The organism is Paenibacillus sp. LjRoot56, from assembly GCF_964253335.1.
Classification (GTDB): Bacteria; Bacillota; Bacilli; order Paenibacillales; family NBRC-103111; genus Paenibacillus_E; species Paenibacillus_E allorhizoplanae.
Window position 1 is genome coordinate 1,167,739 of the sequence record NZ_CAXURV020000002.1, and the last position, 17,557, is coordinate 1,185,295.

15 protein-coding genes and 1 other annotated feature are annotated in these 17,557 nt (G+C 42.9%); of the genes, 9 read left to right on the plus strand and 6 right to left on the minus strand.

The annotated features are described in order from the left end of the window. Positions 1–51: 51 nt before the first annotated feature. Positions 52–690 (minus strand): GNAT family N-acetyltransferase, encoded by a 639-nt coding sequence (locus ACSQ8O_RS17655; RefSeq protein WP_056612473.1) that lies wholly within the window; start codon positions 688–690, stop codon positions 52–54. Positions 691–1,008: 318 nt separating this feature from the next. Between ACSQ8O_RS17655 and acsA the strand changes: the two genes are divergently transcribed. Further along, a complete protein-coding gene (gene acsA / locus ACSQ8O_RS17660) occupies positions 1,009–2,733 on the plus strand; it encodes an acetate--CoA ligase (protein ID WP_056612470.1) in 1,725 nt (574 codons plus the stop codon). A gap of 109 nt (positions 2,734–2,842) precedes the next feature. Here the strand turns inward: acsA and ACSQ8O_RS17665 are convergent, their stop codons facing one another. Beyond that, positions 2,843–5,986 carry a transglycosylase domain-containing protein gene (locus tag ACSQ8O_RS17665; protein WP_436242722.1) on the minus strand — a complete coding sequence of 1,048 codons (3,144 nt, stop codon included), beginning with the start codon at positions 5,984–5,986 and terminating at the stop codon, positions 2,843–2,845. Positions 5,987–6,113: 127 nt separating this feature from the next. Then, positions 6,114–6,390 (plus strand) — a binding site (T-box leader). A 51-nt stretch (positions 6,391–6,441) separates the two neighbouring features. On the opposite strand from ACSQ8O_RS17665, the gene tyrS reads away from it, so the two are divergent. Then, positions 6,442–7,701, plus strand: a complete 1,260-nt coding sequence (gene tyrS / locus ACSQ8O_RS17670; protein ID WP_056612464.1) for a tyrosine--tRNA ligase — start codon at positions 6,442–6,444, stop codon at positions 7,699–7,701. Between the two features lie 54 nt (positions 7,702–7,755). On the opposite strand, the gene rpsD is transcribed toward tyrS, so the two are convergent. Next, entirely contained in the window at positions 7,756–8,355 is a 600-nt protein-coding gene (rpsD, locus tag ACSQ8O_RS17675; RefSeq protein ID WP_056612460.1) for a 30S ribosomal protein S4, read from the minus strand. A 351-nt stretch (positions 8,356–8,706) separates the two neighbouring features. Here rpsD and ACSQ8O_RS17680 point away from each other — a divergent pair, with 351 nt between their 5' ends. The 4 genes from ACSQ8O_RS17680 to ACSQ8O_RS17695 all read left to right on the plus strand — a co-directional run bounded on the left by ACSQ8O_RS17680 (position 8,707) and on the right by ACSQ8O_RS17695 (position 12,356). Further along, complete coding sequence (locus tag ACSQ8O_RS17680) at positions 8,707–10,692, plus strand: sensor domain-containing diguanylate cyclase (RefSeq protein WP_436242723.1); 1,986 nt, start codon at positions 8,707–8,709, stop codon at positions 10,690–10,692. A gap of 204 nt (positions 10,693–10,896) precedes the next feature. Continuing rightward, complete coding sequence (locus ACSQ8O_RS17685) at positions 10,897–11,580, plus strand: TVP38/TMEM64 family protein (RefSeq protein WP_436242724.1); 684 nt, start codon at positions 10,897–10,899, stop codon at positions 11,578–11,580. Positions 11,581–11,696: 116 nt separating this feature from the next. Continuing rightward, positions 11,697–11,945, plus strand: a complete 249-nt coding sequence (locus ACSQ8O_RS17690) for an HPr family phosphocarrier protein (protein ID WP_056612449.1) — start codon at positions 11,697–11,699, stop codon at positions 11,943–11,945. 123 nt (positions 11,946–12,068) lie between these two features. Further along, entirely contained in the window at positions 12,069–12,356 is a 288-nt protein-coding gene (locus ACSQ8O_RS17695; RefSeq protein WP_056612445.1) for a YlaN family protein, read from the plus strand. A 37-nt stretch (positions 12,357–12,393) separates the two neighbouring features. Here ACSQ8O_RS17695 and cax read toward each other — a convergent pair whose 3' ends face one another. Continuing rightward, positions 12,394–13,440 carry a calcium/proton exchanger gene (gene cax, locus ACSQ8O_RS17700; RefSeq protein ID WP_436242725.1) on the minus strand — a complete coding sequence of 349 codons (1,047 nt, stop codon included), beginning with the start codon at positions 13,438–13,440 and terminating at the stop codon, positions 12,394–12,396. 162 nt (positions 13,441–13,602) lie between these two features. Here cax and ACSQ8O_RS17705 point away from each other — a divergent pair, with 162 nt between their 5' ends. Continuing rightward, positions 13,603–13,980, plus strand: a complete 378-nt coding sequence (locus ACSQ8O_RS17705; protein ID WP_056612440.1) for an Asp23/Gls24 family envelope stress response protein — start codon at positions 13,603–13,605, stop codon at positions 13,978–13,980. 32 nt (positions 13,981–14,012) lie between these two features. Here the strand turns inward: ACSQ8O_RS17705 and ftsW are convergent, their stop codons facing one another. Further along, positions 14,013–15,191 carry a putative lipid II flippase FtsW gene (gene ftsW, locus ACSQ8O_RS17710; protein ID WP_436242726.1) on the minus strand — a complete coding sequence of 393 codons (1,179 nt, stop codon included), beginning with the start codon at positions 15,189–15,191 and terminating at the stop codon, positions 14,013–14,015. A 13-nt stretch (positions 15,192–15,204) separates the two neighbouring features. Further along, positions 15,205–15,552 (minus strand): YugN family protein, encoded by a 348-nt coding sequence (locus ACSQ8O_RS17715; protein ID WP_056612435.1) that lies wholly within the window; start codon positions 15,550–15,552, stop codon positions 15,205–15,207. Between the two features lie 206 nt (positions 15,553–15,758). Between ACSQ8O_RS17715 and ACSQ8O_RS17720 the strand changes: the two genes are divergently transcribed. Then, positions 15,759–16,928: a M20 family metallopeptidase gene (locus ACSQ8O_RS17720; RefSeq protein ID WP_436242727.1), complete on the plus strand. Its 1,170-nt coding sequence runs from the start codon at positions 15,759–15,761 to the stop codon at positions 16,926–16,928. A gap of 103 nt (positions 16,929–17,031) precedes the next feature. Next, complete coding sequence (locus tag ACSQ8O_RS17725; RefSeq protein ID WP_436242961.1) at positions 17,032–17,445, plus strand: CBS domain-containing protein; 414 nt, start codon at positions 17,032–17,034, stop codon at positions 17,443–17,445. The last annotated feature ends 112 nt before the right edge of the window (positions 17,446–17,557 follow it).

A 17,557-nucleotide genomic window follows, 5' to 3' on the forward strand; every position in this document is an offset into this window, starting at 1 on the left:
ATTGGCTAACAATTTCGTTTGAAGATCTGCTGCTAACTGCATCTCATGGAGCTAATACATAAAGCGCTGCTGAAAACGCACGCGATCAAACTGCTCGACTGACGAGATGGGTACCTGCTTCCCGATTCTCACCATCAGACAGTTGGCAGGATGTGAGCAAATTTCTGGATCATCGGTTGCAAACCAGATCATATCGACGCTTTTCATGAGCTTTTCCATCATTTGACGATATTCCCAAACGGTTAATTTACTCGTTTCCAAATCCCAATGCCAATAATACTCGGTTGTGAAGCAAATGACATTTTCCATTTGATCATCTTCAAATGCAAGCTGTATCATTTTTTTGCCTAAACCAATCGATCTGTAATCATCAGCGACTTCAATCGCACCGAGTTCAATTAAATCCTTCATATTGCCTTGTGACCATCGCTCAATTTCATCTGCGTAATGGAAGGTAACGTAACCGACAATGGTGGATCCATCTCTCGCAAGTATGATTCGTCCTTCAGGTAACCCGGCTATCTCGATGAGTGCTTCGAGTTGTTCTTTCGGTCTCCGGAAGGCGTCAAGCTTCGCGTGCATGGTAAGTTCCTGCAATTTTTCTGGTGAAACGGGACCCTCAATTATAATTTCAGGTTGATCGGGAGCAGTGCGCAAGCTTTGTGAGTGGTAGATCTTGATATGCTGCATAACTTTTGCTCTCCTTCTAAAAAACAGCATGATGGGCGTTTCCTTTACTAAAAATATAAGAATTTATATGTTTCACATAATTAGTCGGTTATATTTCTACATAAACATTGTGAGAAGTCCATGAAGGACGGCGTAGTCGTTTATTTTGGATTCATAGTAATTTTATACCAAACTTTTGTTTGAAATCATAGCAAAACTTAAACATAGGCGAAATATTCTGAGTATGTTATAATAGAACATGTCAAAAATCGATCACATTTTGCTCGAATTCATCAGTAAAGTGAAAGCGGTTTATTTCGTGAGGAGGGTTTTACGTTTATGGATCAAATTAAAGATGAACTCATTAAATCAGTATCCCTTAATCCAAACATGGCTAATTACGAACAAACACATGCGACATTTGATTGGGCAGACATCGAGAAAAACTTCTCCTGGTACGAAACAGGTAAAGTGAATATGGCCTATGAAGCCATTGACCGTCATGCGGAAGGCGGGAAGAAGGACAAAATTGCTTTATATTACAGCGACAGCACACGTGATGAAGCGATTACTTTTGGACAAATGAAGGAAAGATCCAATCAATTTGGTAATGTGCTTAGAAATCTAGGCATTGGCAAAGGTGAGAGAGTTTTCATTTTCATGCCGCGGACACCTGAACTGTATTATTCTTTACTGGGATCACTCAAAGTAGGCGCGGTTGTTGGACCACTTTTTGAAGCATTCATGGAAACAGCAGTTCGAGATCGATTGGAAGATAGTGAAGCGGTTGCGATTATCACGACGCCTAGCCAATTATCACGTGTGCCTTATAGTGAACTTCCGCACCTTAAGCATGTGATCCTTGTAGGGGAGAACATCGAGCTTGGTGAAGGACAAGTTGATTATCATAAAGAAATGGCAAACGCTTCTACAGAGCTTGAGATTGAATGGTTGGACCGTGAAGATGGATTAATTATTCATTATACATCCGGGTCAACTGGGAAACCGAAAGGTGTATTCCACGTTCAAAATGCGATGTTGCAGCACTACTATACGGGACAAATTGTTCTTGATTTAAAAGAAGATGACATCTACTGGTGTACGGCAGACCCAGGTTGGGTAACAGGGACTTCCTACGGGATTTTCGCTCCATGGTTGAATGGTGCGACGAATGTAATTCGCGGAGGACGTTTCAGTCCGCAGGATTGGTACAATACACTTCAGAAATATAAAGTAACCGTTTGGTACAGTGCGCCAACAGCTTTCCGTATGTTGATGGGGGCGGGCGATGATGTTTCTGCAAGCTATGATTTGTCGGCACTTCGTCATGTATTGAGTGTTGGTGAACCATTGAATCCGGAAGTCGTCAGATGGGGTATGAAGGTCTATAATCAACGTATTCACGATACGTGGTGGATGACAGAGACAGGCGGACAGTTGATTTGTAACTATCCTTCCATGACGATTAAACCAGGCTCTATGGGTCGTCCAATTCCAGGTGTTGATGCTGCCATTATCGATGATGCGGGTAATGTTCTGCCTCCGAATCGGATGGGGAACCTCGCGATCAAAACACCTTGGCCATCGATGATGCGTAAAATTTGGAATAACCCGTCCAAGTATGAAGAGTACTTCCGTTTGACAGGCTGGTACGTTTCCGGAGATTCCGCTTATCAAGATGAGGATGGTTATTTCTGGTTCCAAGGTCGAGTGGATGATGTGATTAACACGGCAGGTGAGCGCGTGGGTCCATTTGAAGTTGAAAGCAAACTTGTTGAGCATCCAGCTGTTGCTGAAGCTGGGGTTATTGGGAAACCAGACCCTATGCGTGGAGAAATCATCAAAGCGTTTATCGCGTTACGTGAAGGCTTTGTTGCTTCTGATGAACTGAAAGCTGAAATTTCTAAGTTCGTTAAGGAAGGTCTATCTGCGCATGCGGCACCGCGTGAGATTGAATTCAAGGACAAGCTACCAAAAACACGCAGCGGGAAGATCATGCGTCGTGTGCTTAAAGCATGGGAGCTTAACCTGCCGACAGGTGACTTATCGACAATTGAAGATTAATTAAGGTTCATCTCTAGCTTTCTCTGTACCCTTAGTGGTGCGGAGAAAGTTTTTTTGTGCATCAAAAAAAGAAGAACCTGACAGCAGCCAGGTTCTTCTTCAATTACGCTTATTTATTATAAGCGATGGTGGCAGAGAATTTAGACTCTCCAGCTTCATTAATGGCTGTTATTTTATAATAGCCATTGAATGCTGCCGCGTAGTAATGGAATTCAGTTCCATTCTCAACGGTGCCTAGCTTCGTGTAAGTGCCCTTTTCTTTATCACTAAAGTACACGATATACTGTTTGACTTTGTCTTTGGCATCATTCGCTTTCCATGTTAGGACAAGTGAAGCTTCTTCAGCCTTTGCCTTGATGCCCGTAGGTGCAGAAGGAGCATCCTTGGATACCGGCTTGCCCGTAGGAGTGCCAGCTCCCGTTCCACCATTTGTTGTTCCTGGTGATGGGATAGTAAGATCTGTCAAAGGATTGCCATTGCTATCGACACCAGGGATGATTAATGAATCTAGAGAGCTACCATCCGTATAAGAAGACCGGCTTGGTATGGATTCTTTACCTGCTACATCAACAGCAGTGACATAGTAGCCTGTTATAGCTGCCGTTTGAAGTTGATCAACAATCTTCGCTTCTGCACCTGCCAGCACGACTTTACCTCCCATGAGCTGGAACTTGCCTTGATTATCCGAACGATAAATGCGATAGCCTACGATATCTGCATCCGTGTTCGGTTGGAAAGTAATTGTCGCCGTATCACCTGATTTGACTGTCACGACGTTCAGAGGTGCTGGAGGTGCTTTACCATCGTCAACCCTTGGATCAACTTCGGAAGGAGCATCTACGTCATAGTCAGTTGGCTTATAGAAATCGATAGGCTTTCTGCTTTTCTCAGGAAGCTTTTGCATCGCTTCATCGATTTCTTTTAATAATTGGGTGATTGATTTTTGTCGTTTAATCACGACTTTCTCTGATACGAAATCAGCAGGTGTCGTTTCTTGAGCTACATAATTGAGCCCATTTAGCGAACTGATTTTCATTTTAACCATGACATTATCGGTTGCTGTAGGCAAATACTTTTTGTTGAAAATATCGGTCACCAAATGTTCGGAGCTTGTCGTCAGTTCACTTGGAAGCATGCCGGATAAGCTGGAGACTGTTGATGAAACGATACCATCTGGCTTCGCGAATGTTTTGTTCGGGAACAGATTTGGTTTTTGCTCAATTGTTTTGTTCAAGATGAGCGCCCAAATATCTTTTGCATGATTGGTTTGGCCCGTTTTGGAAGACAGCTTATTAATCGGCTGATCATAACCGATCCACACACCGACAGTTACATCAGGGGTGAAGCCCATGAACCAAGCATCAGCATCATCCTGTGTGGAGCCTGTTTTTCCAGAGATCTCGATTTTACCGTATGATTTGAATTTTTTCATGAGATCCGTAGCAGTCCCTTGGCTAGCATTGCTAATAACGGTTTTCATCATATCCGTTATTAGGTAAGCCGTTTGCGGTGAGTACACGGTTTGGGGCTTCTGCTCATGAGCATAAATGGTCTTGCCATTCGAGTCTTTAATTTCACGAATTAAGTACGGTGCATTAAACACGCCTTTATTCGGAATAGATGCATATGCACCTGCTAGTTCCTTGACCGAGGTTCCACGACTTAAACCACCTATAACACCGGTTTGTGCGACATTATCCTCTTTGGTAAGAGACGTAATACCTAGTTTCTTAGCGAAATCCCATGCTTGCGTAATGCCTACTTTATTGAGGAATATATCGATAGCTGGGATATTATAGGATTGATTTAAAGCTCTTCGCGCCGTCATCAGACCATGGAATTTATGGTCCCAGTTCTCTGGTAGATGGAAGCCTTTAACGCCATCCTTGAGAATGATTGGGATATCATCTACGATGGTGGCAGGCTGAATGACTCCTTTTTCAAGTGCAGGGATATAAGCAGCAATTGGCTTCATTGTAGACCCAGGCTGCCTGTAGGCTTGTGTAGCATGATTCAGCTGCTCATCGAAGAAGTCACGACCTTCAATCATTCCTGTGATGGCACCCGTTTTGGAATCAATCATGATGGCACCAACTTGCTCTATGCCGCCTTTTTTCTCATCCGTAGGTGCGAAATTCTTCTCATTGCTTGATATCTCATGCATCGAATCATAAATTGTTTTATCAATCGTGGTGTAGATTTGATAACCGCCGCGTAATAGCTGTGTATGTATGCTTTTGAGTGCTTCATTATAAGCGGTTTGGTTCGTTTTCGGATCAAGCTCAGGATGTTGAAGCTTCAATAAAATCTCGGATGCTTCCTGCTCGGTCTCAATCATTAGATACGGGTAGGTCGTATACGCTTTTTGAGCTGCTGCCGGCATGGAAGCTTTAAGATCGAATTTCAAGGCATCTTGATATTGATCATTGGTGATTTTGTTTTCTTCCATCATCCGCTTTAATACTAATTGCTGACGCGTTACCGCTTTTTTGAAGCCATCCTCATCGAAAGCAGGCTTACTTGTAAAAGCCGAATATTGCGATGGAGATTGAGGTAATCCGGCTAAATAAGCGGCTTGTGCAATATTCAATTTGGCTAAATCATCGATATTGAACAGACCTTTGGCAGCGGCTTTAATGCCGTAAAGATTATAACCCGTTGCTCCATTGCCGTATGGGATTTTATTTAGGTAAGCAAGTAAAATTTCATCCTTCGACATGATGCGTTCCATCCGAAGTGCAAGCAGCAACTCTCTTGCTTTACGGCCGTCATCGCGATCAAGTGTGAGGAAAACACGTCTAGCTAGCTGTTGCGTAATTGTACTTCCACCGGTTTGCACTTCTTCATTCAGAAGCTTCTGTGTGACTGCACGGTAGAGACCACGGAAATCGATGCCGCGATGATTGTAGAAATCTTTATCCTCAATGGCGAGGACGGCGTCTAACAAGTTCTGCGGGATGTCTTCGAGTTGGGCAAGACGTCGATCTTCTTCGGTTCGTAATTGTCCAATCACAGCATCATCATTGAAGTAGGCGAACCCTGTGATGGCATTCTCTTGCATTTGTTGTCGAATCGCATCTTCGCTGCGGATAGGATCTTTTTTAACTAGTGCACTTACATATCCGAAAGCGGCGGATCCACCTAGCAGGCCAGCCAAAAACACACAAATAATGGCCCATTTTAATGAAATTCCAATTACTTTAAATGTCGTTCTAACCCAGGGACGATTCCATTTCGCGAAAAAATTACGCATAAGTTCCAATATCCTCCTTACATGACCCCTAATAGTATACCATAATTGCACCTTTTGCGGTAATGCTGATGGGAGAAAGGTTCAGTTCTAGGTTTGACAACCATCAGATTCCTGTGTTATAACAAGTACAAATGCGTTGATGGATCAGCAGTAGGTAGCTTGTGGATGCTTTCAGAGAGCCGGTGGAGGGTGCGAACCGGTACCTGCAGGTTAGTGAATTACGGTCTTGAGCAGTAAATGGGAACCTGCAGGAATGTGCCTGCACAAGTAGTATTTACCGATTAAACCTCGTTATCGGTTCTTGAGTGAAAATAGCACGCCGTGCCTACGACTTCCGTTATAGATGTACGTAACTGCTGTTTTAATTAGGGTGGTACCGCGAGTCAAGTCTTCTCGTCCCTTTGGGATAAGAAGGCTTTTTTGTTTTTTCATTTCATAATAAAGGATGGTTGTACATGAGTATTCTGAAGGATTTAGAGTTTCGCGGTTTGCTGCATCAAATTACGGATAGAGAAGGTTTAGACAAGAAGCTGAGTGAAGAGCGCGTTGTCCTGTACTGCGGCTTTGATCCGACAGCTGATAGCTTGCATATTGGCAGTTTGCTTCCCATTTTAACATTGCGAAGATTCCAGCTTGCTGGACATGTTCCTTTAGCTTTGGTAGGCGGTGGGACGGGGCTTATTGGTGATCCGAGTGGTAAGGCGAATGAACGTACATTGAACGGACCTGAAGTCGTTGAGGCATGGTCTCAAAGTATTAAAAATCAGCTCTCACGTTTCCTTGATTTCTCAACTGAAATTGAAAACAGTGCTGAGTTAGTGAACAATTACGATTGGTTAGGCTCCCTGAACGTCATTGAATTCCTACGCGATGTAGGCAAAAACTTTACAGTGAACTACATGTTGGCTAAGGATTCAGTGGATTCTCGTATTACGAAAGGGATTTCGTTTACAGAGTTTAGTTACATGATTCTTCAATCCTATGATTTCCTGAAGTTAAATGAAACGAAGAACTGTTCCGTTCAAATTGGTGGAAGTGACCAATGGGGGAATATTACGGCTGGACTTGAGCTTATTGGCAAATCAACAGATCGCCGCGCTTTCGGTGTGACATTGCCACTTGTTACGAAGAGCGATGGGCAGAAGTTTGGTAAAACGGAAGGCGGAGCTATTTGGCTGGATGCAAGCAAAACTTCACCGTATCAGTTCTACCAATTCTGGTTAGGAACTGCGGACAATGATGTTATCCGATTCCTAAAATATTTCACATTTGAATCCCAGGAAGAAATTGAAAGACTTGAAGCTGAAGTAGTTGCACAACCAGGGAAGAGAGAAGCTCAGAAAGTGCTAGCTCGCGAAGTTACGAAGCTCGTACATGGGGGAGAGGCGCTAGAGAGTGCGCTTAATATCACATCTGCCTTATTCAGTGGGGATATTCAGTCACTATCACGTGTTGAAATTGAAGAAGCGTTCAAGGATGTACCTTCAACAACATTAGAGCAAGACGATGTCGCGTTGATTGATCTTCTTATTTCTGTGGGAGCAGCACCATCCAAACGCCAGTCGCGTCAAGACATTGAAAGCGGAGCCGTAACAGTGAACGGCGTGAAGGTGACGGACCTGGAAGCGACGACGAAACAATTGGGTCGACTAGGTGATTCCTATCTCATTATTCGCCGCGGTAAAAAGAATTACTTCCTCGTCAAATTTGAATAAAACTTAGGCAACAAAATAACCCCCTTAGGGAAATCCCTAAGGGGGTTGCTTTTATTAACGGCTGTAGAACTCGACGATTTGTTTTTCGTCAATTTCTTGTGGAAGCTCGGAACGTTCTGGTAAACGGATGTATTTACCTTCTACGCTTGCGTCGTTAAACTCAAGGTAAGTTGGAAGGTAGTTACGGTTAGCAAGAGCTTCTTTCACAGTGGAAAGGCCTTTGCTTCTTTCACGAAGTGAAATCACATCACCAGTGGATACGATGTAAGAAGCGATGTCAACTTTTTTGCCGTTCACAGTTACGTGACCATGAGCAACTAGTTGACGAGCACCTGCACGGGAGTTGGAAAGACCAAGACGGTAAACCAAGTTGTCTAGGCGGCTTTCAAGCAATACCATGAAGTTTTCACCGGCAATACCTTTAAGCTTGGATGCTTTGTCGAACAAGTTGCGGAATTGTTTTTCGTTCAAACCGTACATGTGACGAAGTTTTTGCTTCTCGTTCAATTGTACACCGTAACCGCTCATTTTTTTGCGTTGTCCTGGGCCATGCTGACCTGGAGGGAATGGGCGTTTCAAGTCTTTACCGTTACCGCTCAAGGAAATACCAACACGACGGCTTAATTTGAATTTAGGTCCTGTATAACGTGACATATAGGGAAAACTCCTTCTCATGACAATTAGTTTGTAAATAGCATCTAGATGTCAGGGTGAAGACAAGTGCCCGATTTTGCTTACGAATCATAAAGTGATTCCCTGTCAAGAGTAGTTCAGCCGCTGTCTTGTCAGGAGCAAAAGCAGTGAGGGTGATCACAAATGGCATTCACCGAAATCATGGTGTTACTCGACTTCTAATTTTATTAAAAACAAGAGCAAGTGTCAAGTCTCTCATCGCCAGAATGAGAGGAAAATATCGTGCAATAGATGTGAAAAAATAGTATGATAAGAATAAGTAGTTTTTAAATTGGTACTTCAGGACTATTGTTAGTGAGTGAAGGAGAGCCTATGAGTGAACTTCGCAGTATACAAAAGCATAGTCGCACAGAACACTTTGACGTGTTTCTTCGGCAAGGCTTTATACTTTCTGGCAACTTTTCTTACGAGGGTTTGCAGGCAAACCCAAACTTACACCAAGTATTTGAAAACTGGAATCAGCAATTCGGTCCGAACATGCTGCCTTCGCAAACTGCGCTGTTGTGCGCAAACGAGCATCTATGTGTGATCAACGCTTGTTCGAACGATACGCCTTCGATAGGCAAGTACCTGCAACCAGGCAGTTCTTGGAAAGTTGCAGATCAAGGAGATAATCCGCTTGCCCGCTGTGAAAGTGCAGGTTATTTGCAATTAATGAATGGTGATGACTGGCACGCGCAAGAACTGACAGCGTATTTGATTGCTGTTACGCCAGTTATGGATAATCATGGTAAAATTCAGTTTTATTTAGGTCTTTTTACCCAATCTCGCATAAATATGGAAAATCTAGCACAATTGCTATATAGTCTTGCACTTTCCTTTCAAAGTTCCATCCAAAATGTTGAAGAACGTAGAAAGTACGATCGTTTAAATAACCTTCACCATATGAAGGAAATGGAATCCAAAAAGCACGTCATTCTTTTTGAAGCATCCAAGAAACTACTTGCGAAGATTGATGTGCATTCTGTTTTGACAGAAGTTATTGATTGTCTGGGGCGTGTTTACCCCAACACGCGTGTTGATTTACTTCTTTCACAAGATAATGATTCAACGAATTTGTCCGTTAAGCCTTTGAACTTCCAACGGACAGAGTCCGATATTCGAACGCGAGCTTTTATGGAAGGTCAAGTCATTTTTGAGCCAACCCTAAGAGGGAGCGCTTCAAGCTCGGGCAATATCGCGGCACCTTTATCAGGGAAACAAGGCGTGTATGGTGTTCTGTACATGGAGTTTACGGATGAACTAATTGATGCATCGGATTTACAATTCATTTCGCTCTTAGCGGACTCTGCAGGTACAGCATTTGAAAATGCGAAACTGTACGAGCAATCGAATCTAATGATTAACGAATTGCGACTCATTAATGAAATTACCAAACAGCTTAATCAAAGTTTACGTCTAAATGAAATTTTTAATTCAGCATCTAGTGAAATTTTAAGTATTTTTGGTGCTGATTATAGCTGTATCCTTCAAAACTCCAAAGATAGTGATCAACTTATTGTTCAAGCTACGAACTTACCTGCCATGTTTCATGAAACATTTACGCTTGATCAAGGGTTCTCAGGTCTGATTTACTCATCTAAAGAACCGATCATTATTTCCGACTATTGGAGTAATGATAAAGTGACTTCAAGCTTGATGCAACGAACGAATTCTCGCTCACTTATTGGTTCGCCTATCCTTGTAAACGGTAACGTAGAAGGGGTAATCCTCATCGTGCATCGTTTGCCCAACTTCTTCTCTTATGATAATTATAAGCTCTTGCAAGTGCTCTCAAGCCATATTGGACTCGCCATGACGAACGCCTCCTTGCATGCTGAAGTGAAACGAATGGTGATTACGGATAATTTAACTGGGCTCTATGCTCGGCATTATTTGGATGAACAAGCGAATTTGATGCAGAAGAAAGACTTCTGTGGGTCACTAATTGTCGTTGATATTGATAATTTCAAGAAAGTGAATGACACCTATGGTCACCAAATTGGTGATAAGATTCTTATTCATGTCAGCCAGATCATCAAGTCCAGTATTAGAGAGATGGATATCGCGGCTAGATGGGGTGGAGAAGAGCTTGCTGTCTATCTGCCTCAAGTGTCTAAGGATCAGGCGGTTCGGATTGCAGAGCGCATTCGGAGGCGTGTAATGGAAGAGACGCAGCCTCAAGTTACGGTGTCCTGCGGTGTATCTGACTGGAACTGGGAAGAGGATAAGATAAGTGTAGAATCGCTCTTCTACCGAGCAGATATGGCTCTTTATCAGGCCAAAAATAATGGCCGTAATCAAATTCAAATCGGTTGACGCATAGTGGTGCTTGTCTTCGGACAGGCACTTTTTCCTTTATTAAGCAGGTATGTGAAGTCGAGATACAATCGTATGTATCCAGTTGAACGTATTTCACTAAGTCCAGTGAGCATGGAGTCAGGATGACGATCACCTGTTTGCTCTTCCTGAACCTGTTGTAACATGTTACAATGAGTTGGTCTAAGGGAGGATGGTCGAATTTTGTCGGCATTTAAAAGTAAACGTACAGGACTGCTTATTTGTATTTTTATTGTGCTCGTTGGCTTGCTATATTTCTTCTTCTTTAATCCTGTAGGCATTAAACTTGCACACAGTAATATGCGGCAATTGTCCGGACATTTAAGGGACATCGGCTGGCCTGGTAAAATAATTGGAATGAGTTTGATTTTCTTCCAAACCTTCTTCCCGTTTATTCCTTTTGTTCTCGTAGCGGGTACTAATGTTGCGATATTTGGAATAAAAATGGGGTTTCTTGTGAACTATGTGATGTCGTGCTTAGGAGCCGTTGCTTCCTTTTATTTTGCACGTTATTATGGACATGCTTGGGTAGAAAAGAAACTGGAACGTTTTCCGATCGTTACGCAATTTAGCAAGCGGATGGAAAGGCACGGCTTTTTCTATGTACTAATCGGACGATTGATTCCGATATTGCCATCATCTGCTGTTAATTTCTCCGCAGGTCTAACTCGAATGAAATTTCGGCATTTCTTATGGGGTACACTACTGGGGAAACTCCCAATCGTATTCCTGGAGTCGATGATCGCGCATGATCTATTTCATTTTCAGCGGTATAAGGGGAGATTGCTCTTATTGCTTGGGATACTGGTCTTGTTAGTATTCCTAGGAAATAGTGTGAAGAGGGCTCTAGCTCAAAAGGCAAAATAAAGGGCTTACATGGAGAATGCAGGAAATTTTGTAGTTGCTTTCCCTTCCTATTCCAAGTTATCATAGAGGAAGTAAGACGACCAACTCATTACGCGACTATAATGGAGGAATGAAATATGCCAAGTGCCAATAATGCAGCAATTGTAGAGATTTCCCAAACAGCTAATAAATTCAGATCATCTATCGTTCTTCAATACGACAATAAGTATATCGATGTAAAAAGTATCCTTGGCTTGTTTACGACTCTACTTAGCTCCAGTAACTATGATTTACATGTTCATGGACCGGATGCTGAAGAAGCGAAAACAGCTATGGCAGAAGTATTTGCGAAGCATAATCTAGGCGTAAACGTCGTTCAAGAGTAGTTTTGAATAGAGAGAAGGTATTCTCAGAATCTCTGAGGGTACCTTCTCTTGTATATTACGGCAATTTCGCTTAATATAGATCATATAAGGACGGATGACTTTGCGTATAGGGGGAAGTTGGGAATGTCTTCATCTGATTTATTGCTGGATATGAATCAAAAGGCGCTTAATCTTCTTCAAGAAGATGCAGATAAAATCGAAAAGCTGATCGAAGTTCAGATGGAAAACTTGACGACGCGTCAATGTCCACTTTACGAAGAGGTATTAGATACGCAAATGTACGGACTATCGAGAGAAATTGATTTTGCCATTCGAGCGGGACTGATCTCCGAATTACCAGGCAAACAAATTCTCAATAAGCTTGAACGTAATCTTGCGCAGCTGTATGAAGCGTTGAACAATAAAAAGTAACCCCGGGGGGTTACTTTTTTTGTTTGCATCTAGGTATTTAGACTAAGAAGAATACGACACCAAGGATGATATAGACGAACAAGAGAAGAAGTCCTTCATACCAATTCGTAGATCCATCTTGTGTAATGGATTTGGTAATGAAGACGGCGACGCCGATCGCTGCAATCTCATAGGTGGTAAAGACAATGTTCATTGGCGTACCACTGATGAAGAAGCTGAGAAGGATTAGGACTGGCGCAACGAATAGAGCAATTTGTAAGGAGCTTCCGACCGCAATTTCCACGGCTGCGCCCATTTTATTCTTCATAGCCATCATGACCGCGGCACTATGCTCTGCTGCATTCCCGATAATAGCAATTAGGAATGCACCGACAAATAGGTCGGACAGACCGAATTTATCTTTAACTTCATCAATGGTTCCTACTAACCATTCACTCGTAAAGGCAACCATAGCAGTCGCAACGATGAGGAATAGAATCGAGGTGCCTTTTGACCATGGAGCCTCACCATGTTCAATGGCTTCATCCGACAGCACACTTTTGTGGGTTACCATGGAGAAGTACAGCCAGAGCAGATAAGCTACGATTAGGATAATAGCTACAATCATACTCATGGAGGATGTTTCATCAGTGGTCAAACCGCGGGCAAATAATGCGGGAATGAAGAGTGCGACAACACCTAGAATCATCAGTGAAGAGTTGTGAGCAGCCAATTTAACGTTAAAGGATTGTTCTTTGAACTTTAAGCCGCCTGCGAATATGCTGAGTCCAAGTACGAGCAACAAGTTCCCGATGATGGCACCAGTTAGACTGGCTTTGACGACTTCGAACAACCCATCTCTGACTAAGAAGAAAGCAATAATGAGCTCAGCTGCATTTCCGAAGGTTGCATTGAGGAACCCACCCATGCGGTCTCCTGCATAATGTGCAACGCTTTCTGTTGCTTTTCCTAAGAATCCAGCCACAAAAACGATGGCGATACATGCGATTACGAATTGCAGTGTTGTATTCTGGTGCGTATAATGTGCGATTCCGGCTGCTATGAACGAAACTAACAAGCCTATGTAGAACAATTTTCCTTTCAATGGGAACCCTCCGACTCTAATGTATTGGAAATTTTTACACTTCTTTTAATATACCTACTTTGCGTACCAATGTAAATTAAAATGGATACAAGCAGGGAGTTCTTGCTTTAAGCTTTTGTTCTTATTACAATAGATTTATACCAAGTTTAGGGAGTGATCCGTATGTCCGAAGACAATCAAACCGGCTTAATTCGAATTTCTGATGACGTAGTATCGACAATTGCAGGGCTTGCCGCCTTGGAAACAGCAGGCATCGCGGGCATGTCAGGTGGTATTTCAGAAGGCTTAGCTAAGCGTTTAAGTGGTAAAAATGTGCAGCGTGGCGTTTCTGTTGAGGTAGGACAAGTTGAAGCAGCGATTGATTTACGAGTGATCGTTAAATATGGTTCCCGAATCCAAGATGTTTGCAGAGATCTCCAAGAGAACGTTCGGGAAGCCGTTGAAAATATGACGGGGTTAAATGTTGTGGAAGTCAATGTGAAAGTAGAAGGTGTCGCATTTACTGAAGAAGAAATTGAAGATCAACTTCGAGTTAAATAAGACCCATAAAAAAAGACCCTATCGACGTTATATTATGTCGATAAGGGTCTCTTTTTATGGGTTTTTTGCGTTTTTTGTGAAGCTGGTAATTCTTTGTAGGATTGTTCACGAGAAATCCCGAGAATAACCCCCATGCTGATGAGAGAGACCATCATAGAGGAGCCGCCTGCTGAGATAAAGGGGAGCGTTACACCTGTAAGTGGAATGGTATTGGTGACGCCGCCGATATTAATAAAGGCTTGTATAGCGAACATGACCATGATTCCTACACCGGATAACATACCGAACATATCTGGACAACGCACTGCAATGAGGATTCCTCGCCAAATGAAGATTAAATAGATGAGAAGGAAGAGAGAGCTGCCAATAAATCCGAGCTCCTCGCCTATAATAGCAAAGATGAAATCGTTATGTGCTTCCGGTAAGTAGTGAAGCTTCTGAATACCTTGTCCGAATCCGGCGCCAGTTAATCCGCCATGACCGAATGCGTACAAGGATTGCACAACTTGTAAGCCTGAGCCTTGCGGGTCAGCGAATGGATCCATAAAGGAAGTTATCCGATTGAGCCTAAAGTTAGAGTCAGTATCGCCTAATAATAAGTATAAAAGAATTGCAATACCTAGAAAAATCGTAAGAATAGTTCCAAGATAAAAAATATGCTTGAGGTTAGACCCACCGACCATAATGACAATAGCTGAGCACGCCAAGAGAATCATACAGGAACCGAAATCGGGCTGTAAGAGGATCAAACTGCACACGAAGCCTACGATCAAGATGGCAGGGAGTAATCCCTTACGAAAACTTCTGAATTTCTCTTCTTTATTACTGATCAGCGATGCTAAGTAAAGAACGACAATTAATTTGGCAAACTCGGTCGGTTGTATCCCGTATCTGCCAAGTGAGTACCAGCTGCTCGCCCCATTCGCTTTACTTGTAAAGACGACGAAGATTAAGCCAAGTACAATGAAGAAAAAAGCTGGGATAACAAGCTTCTTTAACTTCGTGTAATGGATATTCATGCAAAATAACATGCCAATGGTTCCGACCCCGACAGCAAAAATTTGCTTTCTCGTAAAGAACCAAGGGTCGTCCCATCGATAGGCACTTGTCATTGAGCTTGCACTGAACACCATAACTAAACCAAAACAAACCAATACAAAGGTTAATAAGAGCAGCAGAAAATCCGGCGTTCCTCTTCGAGGGGGATTCATGCTGATTCCTCGCCTAGTCTGCTAATAATTGTTGCAGTTGGTCTAATTTTTGTTTGGAAATCTTAAGTACATTCTCTGGGATTGGAGAATTGTAGTCCAAGCCATGTGGGAACGTTTCTTTGCCTATGTAAGCTTCCTCTAGATACAGTACCGCATAAGGAGATTCTAGCTTACCTGTTTCTACTCGTGCATTTACACGTAAGAAGTAAACAGCTTTACTTGCTTTATCTTCCATTTTAAAATCGTAAGTAGCACGGGTGTATTCCCATTGCCAGCGCACGAAACCAAGTTTAGTTGTTACTTCGTCCAAGTGAGCCAAATCGCTTTTTAGGCCTTTTAAGCCAGTTGCTTCAATAATCAATTTTAACGCCTCCATATTGTACGTATGCATTCTTTTCTCATGATAGTATGTTTCTAATGGTTCTGCAAGTCGATTGCCATCTGTAAATTCTAATATTTGATGGCACTTTAGAGATGAAACCGTGATTGATATTTGATAGAATAGGTTTCAAGAGATCATTTTAGATATATAGTTAGGTGATCACGCCTTAGGAGGTGGATGAACTTATGAATCATTTTCATGAAGATCTCCAAGCCATTTACGAAGAAATGGTGGGCTGGAGACGTTATTTACATCAGCATCCTGAGCTTTCCTACCACGAATATCAGACCGCAGAATTTGTAGCGAAGCATTTGCTAAGCTGGGATATTGAAGTGCGTACTGGCGTAGGCGGGAATGGTGTTGTTGGCTTACTTCGCGGCAACGGCGAAGGACCGACGGTAGCTCTGCGTGCAGACATGGATGCTCTACCTATTCAGGATGAGAAGAACTGTGACTATACATCAACAAAGAACGGGATTATGCATGCCTGTGGACATGATGCACACACGTCAACTTTGCTTGGGATTGCTAAGGTTGCAAGCATGCATCGGACGGAGCTCAAAGGGAATTTGGTGTTTCTATTCCAGCATGCTGAAGAAATTTCACCAGGTGGAGCGGACTCGATGATTAAAGACGGCGCCCTAGATGGTGTAGATGCTGTATTCGGTGTACATTTATGGACACCGTTCCCCGTAGGTCATGTTTACACGCGATCTGGGGCTTTTATGGCCGCGCCAGATGAATTCACGATTCGCGTCCAAGGGAAAGGCGGACATGGCGGCTTGCCTCACCAAACGATTGACAGCGTGTACGTGGCCTCACAATTAGTCGTTAATTTGCAATCGATTGTGAGCCGCCAAGTTGACCCAGTTGAGCCCTGTGTAGTCAGTGTAGGCTCTTTCCATGGCGGTACAAGCTTTAATGTCATTGCTGAGACGAGTGTACTTAATGGAACTGTACGTACCTTCAATCCAGAACTAAGACAAGAAGTGAGAACACGCATGGAGAGAATCCTAAAGGCTACTTGCGATATGTCTCAAGCAACGTATGAGCTGGAATATAAGCTTGGCTACCCAACCGTAATTAATGATGCCAATGAAGCTGCTCGTTTCTTTCAAGTGGGCGCGGCACTGTTTGGTGAGGAAGCTGTACATGAATCCCCACTTATTATGGCCGGAGAAGACTTTTCCTATTATTTGCAAGAAAAGCCAGGATGCTTTATGTTCGTCGGTGCTGGTAATGTGGAAGCGGGCATCGTATACCCCCATCATCACCCGAAGTTTGATATAGATGAAAGATCTATGCTGAACGCAGCGAATTTACTCCTATCCATGGCCTTGGATTATATGGCATGAATGCTCTCCGTGCTTTGGTGAATGCTAATGTAGCAATTATCTGTTGCTTAACAGGACACCAAGGAGGATGATGAGATTGTCAGATAAATTAGTGAAGGACATCATGAGTAAAGACTGTGTGACGGTTACCTTGCTGGATAATGTATTCGAGATTGCTTTGAAAATGAAACAACACGACATTGGATTTGTTGGGGTTCTGGACGGGGATACCTTCATAGGAGGTGTGACGGATCGGGACCTTGTTATTCGTGGCTATGCGGAAAAACATTCCGGGTCAACGGCTGTAGAAACCGTTATGACCAAAGAGATGACCACCGTGAGTCCTAGTACGACTGTTGATGAAGCTGCTAAGATCATGGCACAGCACCAGATTAGGCGCTTACCGGTCATTGATAATGGGAAACTTGTCGGTATTGTAGCGATAGGCGATTTGGCTGTTAGAGGGAAATTTGAAGATGAGGCTGGTGAAGCCTTAAGTCAAATTTCGAAAGAACGATCGCTGGTTGGAAGTCATTAACGAAGTCAATTTTCATGTGAAAGCAGCTTTCCCGAAATTGAGGGAGGGTTGCTTTTTTTTGCATATTCTCTTTACGAGGTGCATACAAGTGAGCGATAATAATAACGAAATG

Coding starts and splice junctions, on each gene's coding strand:
- ACSQ8O_RS17655 (WP_056612473.1), bottom strand. CDS start 690: ATGCAGCATATCAAGATCTACCACTCACAAAGCTTGCGCACTGCTCCC.
- tyrS (WP_056612464.1), top strand. CDS start 6,442: ATGAGTATTCTGAAGGATTTAGAGTTTCGCGGTTTGCTGCATCAAATT.
- ACSQ8O_RS17690 (WP_056612449.1), top strand. CDS start 11,697: ATGCCAAGTGCCAATAATGCAGCAATTGTAGAGATTTCCCAAACAGCT.
- acsA (WP_056612470.1), top strand. CDS start 1,009: ATGGATCAAATTAAAGATGAACTCATTAAATCAGTATCCCTTAATCCA.
- rpsD (WP_056612460.1), bottom strand. CDS start 8,355: ATGTCACGTTATACAGGACCTAAATTCAAATTAAGCCGTCGTGTTGGT.
- ACSQ8O_RS17705 (WP_056612440.1), top strand. CDS start 13,603: ATGTCCGAAGACAATCAAACCGGCTTAATTCGAATTTCTGATGACGTA.
- ACSQ8O_RS17680 (WP_436242723.1), top strand. CDS start 8,707: ATGAGTGAACTTCGCAGTATACAAAAGCATAGTCGCACAGAACACTTT.
- ACSQ8O_RS17695 (WP_056612445.1), top strand. CDS start 12,069: ATGTCTTCATCTGATTTATTGCTGGATATGAATCAAAAGGCGCTTAAT.
- ftsW (WP_436242726.1), bottom strand. CDS start 15,191: ATGAATCCCCCTCGAAGAGGAACGCCGGATTTTCTGCTGCTCTTATTA.
- ACSQ8O_RS17720 (WP_436242727.1), top strand. CDS start 15,759: ATGAATCATTTTCATGAAGATCTCCAAGCCATTTACGAAGAAATGGTG.
- ACSQ8O_RS17665 (WP_436242722.1), bottom strand. CDS start 5,986: ATGCGTAATTTTTTCGCGAAATGGAATCGTCCCTGGGTTAGAACGACA.
- ACSQ8O_RS17725 (WP_436242961.1), top strand. CDS start 17,032: ATGAGTAAAGACTGTGTGACGGTTACCTTGCTGGATAATGTATTCGAG.